Origin of the sequence: Pseudoalteromonas sp. BSi20495, from assembly GCF_000241185.1 — a bacterium.
Classification (GTDB): Bacteria; Pseudomonadota; Gammaproteobacteria; order Enterobacterales; family Alteromonadaceae; genus Pseudoalteromonas; species Pseudoalteromonas fuliginea.
Genome location: NZ_BADY01000072.1, coordinates 16,954 through 29,964, shown reverse-complemented (window position 1 = coordinate 29,964; position 13,011 = coordinate 16,954). Strand labels below are relative to the sequence as shown.

The following is a 13,011-nucleotide window of genomic DNA, read 5'->3' as shown; positions in this document are numbered from 1 at the left end:
TTAACATACCTAATAAAATGGACTAGGGCATGGCAAAGCTAATATTGGCAATTGATGACGATAAGTTGGTTCACCATATAATAGAGGAGTCTTTAGCAGGGTTTTGTAAAATTATTCATGCAAAAGATGGGGATGAAGGTTTAAGGCTCGCTAATAAATATAACCCCGACATTATTTTGCTCGATATAGAAATGCCGGGTAAATCAGGCTTTGAAGTTTGCCAAACGATTAAAAAAAATGAGCTAACCAAAGATATTCCCGTTATGTTTTTATCATCCAACATTGAGTTGGCTGATCGTGTTAAAGGTTACAGTGCTGGTGCATCTGACTATATAGCTAAGCCTTTTAACGCAGAAGAATTAATGGCGCGTATAAAAGTGCTTTACGAATATCGACAGCAAGGCATAAAGTTAAAATATGATGTAGCTCACGCAAATAAAACAGCCGAAATGGCCATGACTGAATCAGGTGATATGGGCCGAATAATACGCTACGTTGGGCAAAGTTATCATGCTAATAATTTCTCATCATTAAGCGAATATTTTTTAGCATTTTTTACACATTTAGATTTAGATGTTGTTGTTGTTTTTTGGTATGAAAGTAGAGGCATATTTTATTCTCAGCAAAGTGCAGTGTGCCCATTAGAACAAGAGTTATTAGAACAACATAGGCATGCACAGCGGTTTGTCGATATTAGCTCCAGCACAATTATTAATTACCCTAAAATATCATTACTGATAAAAAACATGCCCGTTGACGATAGCGCTAAATTTGGGCATTACAAAGATTTGTTTCCACACATATTGGAGATCACCAATGAAAAAGTGATCACTATACAAAATAATGAAAATAGCTACGAACAGGCCACGCAAATAGGCATCGTGCTTGAAGACATAGTGAAGCAATTAGATTCTCAGGGCCAGGCAAAAAACAGTATTGCTAAACAGCTTATAGAGCAATTAAGTGAGCTTGATAGTGCAATTAAAGTGCAAAAAGAGAGTGATAATATTTGTGACTTAACGCCTTACTTTACCAAGCTAGATAAAACTATGCAGTTGTTTACTTCTGCTAATAGCGATCTAGCATTTATTAAATGTCAGCTTAAGCAAATTAGTGAAACTCGTAATGGGCTACTCGCTAGCTTGCGTAGTAACGATAGTGAAGTTGTCTTACAAAATACCACTGAAAATAACGATATAGAGCTATTTTAGTGCTTTAACCTGTACTGATTGATATACTAAATAGGTATTTTATCGTCGGAGTGTAGAGTGGTTATTCAGTGTGCTTTTAAAGAGTGTCGCCCTTATTTAAATGAGTTAGAAACGCGTTTTGGTTTGGCTCAATGGGCAGAGCAAAACAATGGTTTTCGGCTGAATTACGACGATAGCGGCCTGAGTTTATATAAAACGGATGAACCCAAATTAGGCGCGATCAACGTTGATTTTGTAACCGGCGCAGCGGCGCATAGGCGCAAGTTTGGTGGAGGTAAAGGCCAAGCAATTGCCAAAGCGGTTGGCTTAAATAAAGGCGCAACGCCCGTAGTGCTTGATGCAACTGCCGGCTTAGGGCGTGATGGTTTTGTACTTGCGTCACTTGGATGCAACGTTATATTACATGAGCGCCACCCCGTAGTCGCCGCGTTATTGTATGATGGTTTGCAACGTGCTTATAACGACATTGAAATTGGCGCATGGATGAAGCAAAGCATGAGCCTTATATTTGGTTCAAGCCACACTCTACTATCGCAATGTGAAAGCATGCCCGATGTGGTTTATTTAGATCCTATGTTCCCGCATCGCGAAAAATCAGCATTAGTTAAAAAAGAAATGCGCGTGTTTCAAGAGCTAGTTGGTGCAGATAACGACGCTGACGACTTACTCGAATTCGCCTACCCACTCGCTAGTAAGCGCGTAGTAGTAAAACGTCCCGATTACGCCCCATTTTTAAATGACAAAACCCCAAGTATGCAAATTAAAACCAAAAAGAATCGTTTTGATGTGTATGTAAAAGCGGCAATGGTTTAAAAATAACAACGCGATAAGCTTCCTACACAGATGTCTTGTCGCTGAAACCATAATTTAAAATAATTGCCTACATTAGGATAGTCGTTATCTTTAAGGTGGGTAATTGACTTCGCAATAAATTCATAACACCTTGATTATTATTTATCCATCCCAGATTAACATTCAAAAGCATTAATGCTGTCGTTAATAATTTTTAATTTATATTGATTAGATGTTTTTTAAATGTTAAAAAGACAACGTTGTTTATTTTCTGTGCCCAAGCGTAACCATAAAATTTGAGTGCAGAAAATATATTCACACGATAAAAAGACAACGTTGTTAATTTGTATGATGAAATCAACATTAATAATTAAAATGAGGACACACACAATGCTCATATTTCGAAAAAACAAACTTGCAGTTAGTGTTAATACAATTCTACTGGGCTGCACGTTACCACTCAGTGTTGTTGCCGCTGAACAGCTGCCAGAAAAAGCTATATCTAGTGATGGTATTGAAATAATAGAAGTTTCATATGGTTATGGTAGTGTCAAAAAGAAAGATTTAACAGGTGCGGTGAGCACTGTTAGCCTTGAAGATGTCGTTGACTTGCCGTCTGGTAATATCATGAAAAATTTGCAAGGGCGTGTACCTGGTTTGCAAATTACGACGAGTGGCTCACCCGATTCTACAGCAACTGTGCGTATTCGGGGGCAAGGTTTGGGACCTTTAGGTAACAACGATCCCCTTTATGTTGTTGATGGTGTACCCACTAAATCGGGCATGCATGAACTAAATAGCCACGATATTGCAGATATACAGGTACTAAGGGATGCGGCAGCTGCAAGTATTTTTGGTGCTCGCTCTGGTAATGGTGTCATTGTTATTACAACAAAAAAAGGGAATGAAGGGCTCGACTTCAATTTTTCTTTTAATCAGTCATATGATGATTTTAATTATGAGTTAAATCCATTAAATACACAGCAAAGATCACAAGCAGTCTGGCAAGCTGCAGTAAATGATAGGTCAGATCCAAATGCAGCAAGTTCTCTTTATACTTATGATTGGAATAATGATTTTAATAACCCTCAATTAAACAACGTTGTTTTACCTGAGTTCACAGATGCTGCACAGGTGCAGCGTCCTGCAGATACAAACTGGTTTGATGAAGTTACGCGATCTGCAAAAGTAACGGATCTTAATTTTTCAGTTTCAGGAGGTTCAGACAAAGCTTCGATATATAGTTCACTTGGATATTACGGCTCAGAAGGTATTGTTGATGGCTCAGAATTTGAGCGAATTAGTTTTCGCGTTAACTCGGATTATCAGTTAACAAATAAACTTAAGATTGGTGAGAACTTTATAGTGACAAACCAAGAGTCAAACTTGGTTAATGATCTGGCCGGTAATATTCTAAATTTGGCTATAGAGCAACAATCTATCGTTCCTGTATATAACGAAGATGGAGACTGGGGAGGACCGGTTCCTGGTGTAACTGACCGTGATAATCCAGTTCGATTAATTGAAATGAATCGAGATAATGTCAGTAGATTCAATAAATTAATGGGGAATATTTTTGTTGAATATGAAGCAATAGAGGGCTTAACGTTAAAAAGCTCTATCGGCTTAGATTACGGACAATACTATTTCAGGAATTATACCCGTGCTTTTCAAGCTGGTTCACTAAACTATGGTGATCAGCTGTCAGTGACAGAAAATTGGAATAGCAGTTTCAGTTGGACTAATACCGCAGAGTATAAGCTTGATTTAGATGCAAACCATTTCACGTTTTTGCTTGGTACTGAACAAATAGATTACGAGTATGAAGGGTCTATTGGTTATGGTTCTGGTTTTGCTTCTGATGATCGCGATTACGCTCATTTATCACAAGCAACTGGTGATGTTCGTGTGGAGGGGGATGGTGATAAATGGTCTCTTAATTCTTATTTTGCGCGTATGGACTATAACTATGATGATCGATATTTAGCAGGTCTAACAATACGTCGTGACGGTTCGTCTCGTTTTGGTAGTAATAATAACTATGGTAATTTCCCCGCTATTTCTGCAGGTTGGGTGATTAGTAACGAATCATTCTATGATATTGAGTTTTTATCTACTCTAAAGCTTCGTGCTAGTTGGGGCAAAACAGGTAATCAAGAAATCCCTACAGATGCAACGTACACAACCTATTTAAGTCGTTATGCAACGCAATCCTTATTCACTGATCAGCAAGATGAAGGAACGGCTTATGATATAGGCGGGGCTAATGGCGGCACGCTACCTTCTGGGTTTGTAAAAGCACAGACGGGGAATGATGACCTAAAGTGGGAAACATCAACGCAAACAAACATTGGTCTTGATTTTGGCATGCGTTACGAAACCATATACGGCAGTATCGATTGGTTTGAAAAAACGACAGAGGATATTTTAACTTTAACCAATCCACTTGCAACATTAGGCGAAGGCGCTCAGCAATGGGTTAATGGTGGCACAATTGAAAACTCTGGTTTTGAGTTTCTCATTGGATATGCCGACTATCTTACTTTTGATAGCTTAGATGGCGATATTGATGTCGATATTAGTTTTAATATTTCTTCAGCTAAAAATAAAGTTGTATCACTTCCAGAAGATGTTGTTAATTCATTCGGCGGTAATGGCAATGATAAAACGATTGTTGGTCATTCTATTAACTCTATTTATGGTTATGTCGCCGATGGTTTATTCCAAAATCAAGGTGAAATAGATACTCACGCAGCGCAATCAGGGGCTGGTTTAGGTCGAGTCCGCTGGAAAGATTTAGACGGCAATGGCGTGATTGATGAAAACGATCAAAGCTTTTTCACCGATACTGATCCTGACTTTATGTATGGATTGAACATGAATTTCAAATACAAAAATTGGGATTTAAATATGTTCTGGCAAGGTGTTGAGGGAGGTGAAATACGTAATAGCTGGCGTGGATTTACTGACTTCACATCATTAAATATAGGCTCTAACTACGGCGACCGAGTTCTTGATGCATGGTCAGTTAACAATACTGACACCAATGTACCTGCATTAACTTTAATTGATAACAATGGCGAAGGCCGTCAATCAAGCTTATTTTGGGAAGATGGTAGCTACCTAAAGCTCCGTAACTTATCTATCGGTTATACACCTGATGAACAGTGGCTAAGTCAATACGGTATTAGTTCTGCGCGAATTTATTTGCAGGGAAGCAACTTATTGACCATTACTCCATCCGGGACGCTAAGTCAGGATCCAGAGACGCCAAACAGTAACTTTCCAATTCCAAAACGTATCACGTTAGGCGTGAACCTTTCTTTCTGATTTATTAAAACGACAACGATACGAGCACATATTATGAAAAAAATAAAAACTCTATTTGCAGCAACTACATTTGTTCTTTCTTTAGCTTCTTGTGGTGGGTCTGATCTTGATGTTGCACCTTCGGGAGTATTGACCGAAGAACAAGTTTCTAATAGTGAAAATGTAGATGCGTTGATTATTGCTGCTTACTCATATCTAGGTAACGATCATTATACCGCGCCTAATTTTTTATGGCCGACAGGGAACTTACGCGCAGGAGATGCCCATAAAGGTGGTAATGGACCCGGTGATATATTTGCTTATCATGCTTTGTCTTTATATCAGCCAATAGTTCCAGATATGGAGTCTTTCCCGCCAGATTTGATTGATTTGAATAATAAAAAATGGACACGTAATTACACGGGGATCTCAAGAGCAAACTCAGCATTAGCAGTCATCGCAAATGCGCCCGATGCAATTGAAAACAGCGCTGAAAAACAATCTGAACTGCGATTTATTCGCAGTGTTTTTTACTTTGACTTAAAAATTCATCATAAGCATATTCCGTGGATTGATGAAACGATGACTCAAGATCAGATACTTACAGCAACTAATCGTGAGCTAAGCGATCAGGAGCTATGGGATAAGATTGCAGCAGACTTTGAGTTTGCCGCAGGCAACTTACCACAAACCCAAGATGATGTAGGGCGAGCTTCAGCGTTATCAGCCAAGTCATATTTAGCTAAAACATTGCTCTATCAGGCTTATGAGCAAAATGAATTACATCAAGTTATTAATATTAATAAAGATAAACTTGTAAAAGTAGTAAATCTCATTGATGAAATTGAACAAGCCGATGTATATGGTTTGTTTGATGATTACGCAAATAACTTTTTATTTGAAACTGAGAATGGCAAAGAATCAGTGTTTGCTATTCAGCGTTCTTTAAATGACGGTTCACCAGATGGTCGTGGTAGTTGGCCTAGTGCATTAAATGCACCAATGGCTGGAGGTTTTGGTTGTTGTGGTTTTCACGTTCCAACAGAAAATTTTGTTAATGCGTTTAAAACAGATCAACAAGGCTTGCCGTTATTTGACTCTTTTAACGATTTTAACTACGACATGACGACTGACTCAGTTGACCCTCGCCTAGATCATACTGTTGCAATGGAAGGTAAGCCATTTAAGTATGACGAAAACTTGATTCATGGCGGTGATAGTTGGTCACGTGCTCCAGGCATATATGGCAACTTTACGGCAATGAAAGATCTTGAACACCCAGACTGCAGTTGTCGCGGTGAGAATGGACCATTTCCTATTTTTTCATTAAATACACCGCTAATTCGTTACGCAGATGTATTGCTTTGGAAAGCAGAAGCATTAATTGAGTTAGACAGGTATGACGAAGCATTGCCAATTATTAACCGAATTCGTGAACGAGCTAAGCAAAGCACCGATAAATTACATAATGCCAGCATTTATAATATTGGCGCATATATAAGCTTTGATTCTAAAGAGCAAGCAAGAGAGGCACTGCGTTTTGAGCGACGCTTAGAATTAGGACTTGAAGGGCATCGCTTTTTTGACTTAGTTCGTTGGGGGATAGCTAAAGAAACTATTGATAAGTATTTAGCAATTGAGGCTGTACGTAAACCTTACTTAGTCGACGCTGTTTTTACTAAAGGTAAGCATGAGTATTTACCTATTCCAAACCAGCAAATGATTTTAAGTGGCGGGTCGTACACACAAAATCCAGGTTATTAATAGTGGTGGGTTTCGGCCCACCTTTTAATTGTTAAGTTTTAAGAGTGATTATGAAAAAAATTATTTACTGGTCAGTCACTGTTGCTGTGGCTGGTTTTTTATTTGGCTTTGATACCGCAGTTATATCCGGTGCTGATAAACCTATTCAAGCATTATGGAATACGAGTTCATTATTTCATGGCCTATTTATTATGTCTTCGGCTTTATGGGGAACACTCCTTGGCGCCTTAACAGGTAATTACCCGTGTGATAAGTGGGGTCGAAAACCCACATTGATTTTAGTTGGGGTGTTATTTTTTATCTCAGCACTTGGCTCTGCTATGGCTCCTGAAGTTTACAGCTTTGCAATATTGCGATTTATTGGTGGTGTGGGAGTGGGGATTTCTTCAATTGTTGTACCAGCCTATATTTCTGAGATTGCTCCAGCTAAGTTTCGAGGACGTTTGGTCGCACTTTATCAATTTCAAATTGTATTTGGTATTTTAGTTGCGTTTATTTCTAATTTTTTAATCGCTGGTACATCCGCAATTGATTGGCGTTTAATGTTAGGTGTGGAAGCAATACCTGCCTTAGCCTATTTATTAATGATTATTAAGGCACCTGAAAGCCCTCGTTGGTTAGTGCAAAAGAAAAATGAAAAAATGAAAGCGCGTTCAATTTTAGTCACTTTAGGTGAAGAAAATCCTGACCAAGTATTGAATGAAATTGAACAGGACAAGTTACAGAACAATCAATCAAAACTATTTGGAGGTAGTTACAATAAGGCTGCACTATTTGCATTTTTATTCGCTGCATTTAATCAGTTATCAGGGATTAATTTTATTATTTATTATGCACCGCGGGTATTTGAACTTGCTGGACTGGACGTAAATCAATCATTACTTTCAGGCGCAGGAATTGGCGTGGTTAACTTATGTTTTACCATGCTAGGTTTATCTTTGATTGATAAGTATGGTCGACGGTCACTGATGTATATTGGCTCAATTGGTTACGTTATTTCTCTTTCTATGGTGGCGTGGGCGTTTGGTACAGATTCTGGTGGCTTAACGGTTGTTGCGTTTGTCTTTGTTTTTATTGCCGCTCATGCCATTGGTCAAGGTACCGTTATTTGGGTTTTCATTGCGGAAATATTTCCTAACAAAGTCCGTTCTAAAGGTCAGTCTTTGGGCTCTGGTACGCATTGGTTTTTTGCCGCTGCAATTACTTTATTTATGCCATTTTTCTTAGAACATTTTAGTGCAACTGAAGTGTTCACTTTCTTTACTTTAATGATGTTAGGGCAGTTGATTTTTGTTGCGTGGTTCATGCCAGAAACAAAAGGACGTTCTTTAGAAGCTATTTCATCAGATACCAATAATAAACATGGAGCATTAGATGCGAACCGTTAATTTAGTTTTAATTTCATCATTTTTGGCAGCATGTAGCATGACAAACCAAACTGAAAAAACCACCCATGAGGGTTTAGATAAACTTGGTAAAGAGGCGTTTCGTCCCGCTTTTCATTTTACTCCAGAGAAGCATTGGATGAATGATCCTAACGGTATGGTTTTTTACCAAGGTGAGTATCATCTATTTTACCAGCATAATCCTGATTCATCTGTATGGGGACCAATGCATTGGGGGCATGCGATTAGTAAAGATATGGTTGATTGGCAGCACCAAGAAATTAAGTTGTTTCCTGATGAACTCGGTACTATTTTCTCAGGCAGTGCGGTGGTTGATTGGAAAAATAGTAGCGGTTTTGGCAGTAAAGAAAATCCACCATTAGTGGCTATATTTACCTATCATGACGATAAAAAGGCTGCACAGGGGGCAATTGATTTTCAAACACAAGGCATCGCTTATAGTATCGATAAGGGTCGTACATGGAAAAAGTACGCGAACAATCCTGTATTGAAAAACCCTGGGATCCGAGATTTTCGTGATCCTAAAGTAAATTGGCATGAGGGTACCCAGCAATGGATCATGGTATTGGCTCAAGATGATCATATTGGCTTTTACAGCTCAAAAGATTTAAAAACATGGCAATTTGAAAGTAACTTTGGCGCTGATTGGGGCAGTCACGCCGGTGTATGGGAGTGTCCAGATCTGATTCGCGTGCGTATTGAAGGCACTGATGAATATAAATATGTTTTATTAGTGAGTATAAACCCTGGCGCTCCAAATGGCGGCTCTGGTACGCAATACTTTGTTGGCGATTTCGACGGTGAAAAATTTGTACTTGATAGCGATTATCAAAAAATGCTCACAGCAACGCCAGCAGTTTTCCCCCATGGACTTGATTTTTCTGACTTCAAAAGTGGTTTAAAAAATTGGCAAGTATCAGGTGAAGCATTCCATATAGTTAATGCTCAACCGTCAAATACGATTGCTAGTTCTTTTAAAGGTTCGGATAAGGCAATTGGCACGTTAACCTCAAAATCATTTGCGATCGATCACGATTTCATTAACTTCAAGATTGCAGGCGGAAAGCATCACAATAGTACTGCAATACAGCTGTTAGTTAATGACGAGATAGTTAAAACCGCAAGCGGAAATAATACAGGTACTATGACTGAACGTTCTTGGAACGTGAGTCATTTAAAAGGTCAGCAAGCTTATATTAAAGTGGTAGACAATGAACGAGGTGATTGGGGGCATATAAAAATTGCTGATATCGTATTTTCGGATAAAGCAGCAAATGAAAAGTATGAACCTTCGATATGGTTAGACTACGGCACAGATAATTATGCTGGCGTGACTTTTTCTGATGTTCAAGACGGTAGACACTTATTTATGGGGTGGATGAGTAACTGGCAATATGCAAATCAAGTACCTACAGAAGCATGGCGCAGCGCAATGACTATTCCCAGAGAATTAAAGTTATTGCAAACGCCAACAGGCGTGCGTTTGGCATCCCAACCTATTAAAGAGCTAAATAGTTTATTGAGTAAGACACAACAAAAGGCAACCCTAACTGGCGCAAAGAGCTATCAGTTAGATGAGTTTTTTACTGTTGAACCTGGGCAATTTAAGGTGAGCTTTAGTTTATTAAATACTGAACAAGTTATTGATATCTTGCTTAGCTCTGAAACAGGTGAGTACACTAAGTTACAGCTAAATCCAGCTCAAGGACAGCTTGTACTTGATCGCAGACAATCAGGTTTAAAAGACTTTGAAGATGGTTTTGCTTCTTTACAAACTGCGCCATTACAGACTGGGCTTAAATCTTACGATGTCGATATATGGGTAGATAAAGCGTCGATAGAAGTGTTTGTAAATAAGGGGGTTAGCTCTATGACCTCGATTGTTTTTCCAACATCTCCTTACGATAAAATACAAGTTAGTGCTCAGCAGTCCATATCACTGAGTGACATTCGCTTAAATAATATAGCAATAGAAAAATAACTTCCAAAATGGCTCTATATTAATATAGAGTCATTAACCTTTCTCCAAGGCTATGCGATATATGAGTAGCAATTATCGGCTATTAAGTGTCATTTTCTTTGTCTATTTTATGGCATGGTCTTTTTCTTTTTCATTATTTCCGATTTGGCTTAGTCAAGAGGTAGGCCTCAACAGTGCTAAAGTCGGGGTTATCTTTAGTATTAATTCCATCATGGCTTTACTCGTGATGCCTTGCTATGGCATTTTTCAAGATAGACTTGGTTTACAAAAAACACTGCTTTACTTCATTGCATTTTTTATGATGTTGATTGGCCCGTTTGTTAGTTATGTATACGCACCACTGCTACAAACGCAGTTTTACCTGGCTGCGATCTTAGGTGGTGGGATTTTTTCATGTGCATTTTTGGCTGGAGTGGGAGTAATTGAGAGTTATATAGATAAACAAAGTCGAATCACGTATTTTGAATTTGGTAAGGCGCGAATGTGGGGATCTCTAGGTTGGGCTGCAGCAAGCTATTTCGCAGGTTTATCTTATAATTTAGCGCCCAACTTAAATTACTGGTTATCAAGCATTGCAGCGCTCTGTTTAATTGGTTTATTAGTTTTTGTTAAAGTCGCAAAAAGTAACCACGGGCGAGTTCCTTCTCAGGCTTTTTCTTCTACACGACAGTTTAAGTCATTTTTTAAAACGACGGGGTTATGGCGTTTAAGTGTATTTGTGATCGGTGTAAGTTGTATTTATGCGGTATTTGATCAGCAATTTGCTATTTATTACACTTCTTTTTTTGACACCCCAGAACAAGGTCGAGAGTTTTTTGGCTATTTAACTTCAGCGCAAGTTATGCTTGAGGCTGCTGCTTTGTATTTAGCTGTAAAGTGGGTGAATTATTTAGGCGTTAAAAACTCGTTGCTGTTAAGTGGTGTATTGATGGCGGTACGAATATATTGCTCGGGGATTGTTAATGACTCTATCAGTATTAGCGTATTGAAATTGTTACACGCAATTGAATTACCACTTATGCTGATTGCGTTATTTAAATATATAAACATGCATTTTGACGCTCGTTATTCAGCAATGATCTATATAATTGGCTTTCAATTTACGACTCAATTGATGGCGTCAATTCTAGCTGTCGTGGTAGGCGTTGTATATGATCATTTAGGCTTTGCGCTAGCCTACCAGTATTTGGGTTTGGTTATCAGTGTGTTTATCGTATTGTCGTTTTTCACATTAAAAAAAGACGTTATTAAAACGAATCGCGAGCAATCAATTTAAATGCTAAGTGGTGGTGAACAATATCAGTGCGCTGCTCTATAAGATACTCCATTGCCCAACGTCCCATTGCAAGATGTGGGAGTGCCATGGTGGTTAAGTTCGGTTGTAATAACTGTGGAATACTGCCCCAATCATCAAAACTGGCAATACCAATATCCTTACCAACGACCATTCCTTTGTCATGCACTACAAAGTAAATTTCCAGCGCCATGGGGTCTTGACCACATATAATGGCATCGGGTTTAAACTCGTCTATCACTCGCGCGGCTGACTCTCTTGAGGTAGAAATTTCACTGCCGTCTGCTTGGCTAATAATAACCGATTCAATGAGCAAATCTTCTAATGGTAAACCGTGCCTTTTAAATGAATTTATAACGCCTTGTTTTCGCCCTTTAGCTGCAACTATATTCTCATTTAAGTTTAAAAAAGCAATTCGACGATAGCCTTTACGTATTAATGCGTCGGTAATATCTTCACCTGCTTGTTGTTCATCAGGTACAACACAGGGGAAATTATTCGAAGCAGGAAAACAGTTGGCCAAAATAGTGGGTATTTTTTTTAATTCATCAGCGATAATAACTTGGCGATGGTACATTGCTGAATATATAACGCCTTCAACACGATACTCTAAAAGACTTTCAATCGCTCTATCTATACTCGCTTGGGTTTCGTTAACATTGAGGATCAATAGTTCTTTATTTTTCTGCCAAGCAATTTCTTGGGCACCACGAATAATATCAAACGTATAAGGAACACTAAGTAATTCATCTGCGATAATAGCGTAAATATTTGATTTTTTACGTCGTGTTAAGCTTGCAGCGCGATTAGGTCGATAACCTAATTCTTTTATCGATCGAAGAATCTTTTCACGGTTAGCATCCTTGACCGTGGGATCATGATTTACAACACGAGATACTGTTTTAAATGAAACACCAGCGTGGGCAGCCACTTGTTTAATTGTAACCATACTAGAATAAGACCCTCTCTGAATAAAAAGAGTATAACAGCAGATTACGTTTTATTTATATGTTTTTATAAAGGTTTATCGTTGATATAAGCTATAAGTTTACTTAAATTGAATTAATAAATATTTGGAATTGTTAGAGCTTGTTTATTTTTAGAGATTAAATTTATAGCCGTATATTTGGTTTTTTCATGGTGTGTGGGTTATCCGCACAAATAGGTGATAATGCAGCATGAATGCCAAACATACACAGCCCTTTGAGTTCGTCCTCGGGGAAATTTTCCTTTTTTTATATAGATGTGGGAGCA

Annotated in this window: 8 protein-coding genes; 7 read left to right on the top strand and 1 reads right to left on the bottom strand. The window is 38.4% G+C overall.

Going from position 1 to position 13,011, the window contains the following annotated elements; all coding sequences use genetic code 11:
• Positions 1 to 29 precede the first annotated feature (29 nt).
• The 7 genes from P20495_RS10180 (at position 30) to P20495_RS10210 (ending at position 11,739) form a co-directional block, all read left to right on the top strand.
• Positions 30 to 1,211, top strand: coding sequence for a response regulator transcription factor (locus P20495_RS10180; protein WP_008136308.1), 1,182 nt, complete (start codon positions 30 to 32; stop codon positions 1,209 to 1,211).
• 57 nt (positions 1,212 to 1,268) lie between these two features.
• Complete coding sequence (locus P20495_RS10185; RefSeq protein WP_008136307.1) at positions 1,269 to 2,024, top strand: class I SAM-dependent methyltransferase; 756 nt, start codon at positions 1,269 to 1,271, stop codon at positions 2,022 to 2,024.
• Positions 2,025 to 2,393: 369 nt separating this feature from the next.
• Positions 2,394 to 5,333 (top strand): SusC/RagA family TonB-linked outer membrane protein, encoded by a 2,940-nt coding sequence (locus tag P20495_RS10190; RefSeq protein WP_008136306.1) that lies wholly within the window; start codon positions 2,394 to 2,396, stop codon positions 5,331 to 5,333.
• Positions 5,334 to 5,366: 33 nt separating this feature from the next.
• Positions 5,367 to 7,076: a RagB/SusD family nutrient uptake outer membrane protein gene (locus P20495_RS10195; protein ID WP_008136305.1), complete on the top strand. Its 1,710-nt coding sequence runs from the start codon at positions 5,367 to 5,369 to the stop codon at positions 7,074 to 7,076.
• Between the two features lie 50 nt (positions 7,077 to 7,126).
• Positions 7,127 to 8,464: a sugar porter family MFS transporter gene (locus P20495_RS10200; RefSeq protein WP_008136304.1), complete on the top strand. Its 1,338-nt coding sequence runs from the start codon at positions 7,127 to 7,129 to the stop codon at positions 8,462 to 8,464.
• Complete coding sequence (locus tag P20495_RS10205; protein ID WP_008136303.1) at positions 8,451 to 10,463, top strand: glycoside hydrolase family 32 protein; 2,013 nt, start codon at positions 8,451 to 8,453, stop codon at positions 10,461 to 10,463. The genes P20495_RS10200 and P20495_RS10205 overlap by 14 nt, the downstream gene beginning before the upstream one ends.
• A 61-nt stretch (positions 10,464 to 10,524) precedes the next feature.
• Positions 10,525 to 11,739, top strand: a complete 1,215-nt coding sequence (locus P20495_RS10210; RefSeq protein ID WP_081824585.1) for an oligosaccharide MFS transporter — start codon at positions 10,525 to 10,527, stop codon at positions 11,737 to 11,739.
• On the opposite strand, the gene P20495_RS10215 is transcribed toward P20495_RS10210, so the two are convergent.
• Positions 11,711 to 12,706: a LacI family DNA-binding transcriptional regulator gene (locus P20495_RS10215; protein WP_008136301.1), complete on the bottom strand. Its 996-nt coding sequence runs from the start codon at positions 12,704 to 12,706 to the stop codon at positions 11,711 to 11,713. The genes P20495_RS10210 and P20495_RS10215 overlap by 29 nt on opposite strands.
• Between the last annotated feature and the right edge of the window lie 305 nt (positions 12,707 to 13,011).

Bases quoted from the DNA above. Each gene is read 5' to 3' on its own strand.
- P20495_RS10180 (WP_008136308.1), top strand. From the start codon at position 30: ATGGCAAAGCTAATATTGGCAATTGATGACGATAAGTTGGTTCACCAT.
- P20495_RS10190 (WP_008136306.1), top strand. From the start codon at position 2,394: ATGCTCATATTTCGAAAAAACAAACTTGCAGTTAGTGTTAATACAATT.
- P20495_RS10195 (WP_008136305.1), top strand. From the start codon at position 5,367: ATGAAAAAAATAAAAACTCTATTTGCAGCAACTACATTTGTTCTTTCT.
- P20495_RS10200 (WP_008136304.1), top strand. From the start codon at position 7,127: ATGAAAAAAATTATTTACTGGTCAGTCACTGTTGCTGTGGCTGGTTTT.
- P20495_RS10205 (WP_008136303.1), top strand. From the start codon at position 8,451: ATGCGAACCGTTAATTTAGTTTTAATTTCATCATTTTTGGCAGCATGT.
- P20495_RS10210 (WP_081824585.1), top strand. From the start codon at position 10,525: ATGAGTAGCAATTATCGGCTATTAAGTGTCATTTTCTTTGTCTATTTT.
- P20495_RS10215 (WP_008136301.1), bottom strand. From the start codon at position 12,706: ATGGTTACAATTAAACAAGTGGCTGCCCACGCTGGTGTTTCATTTAAA.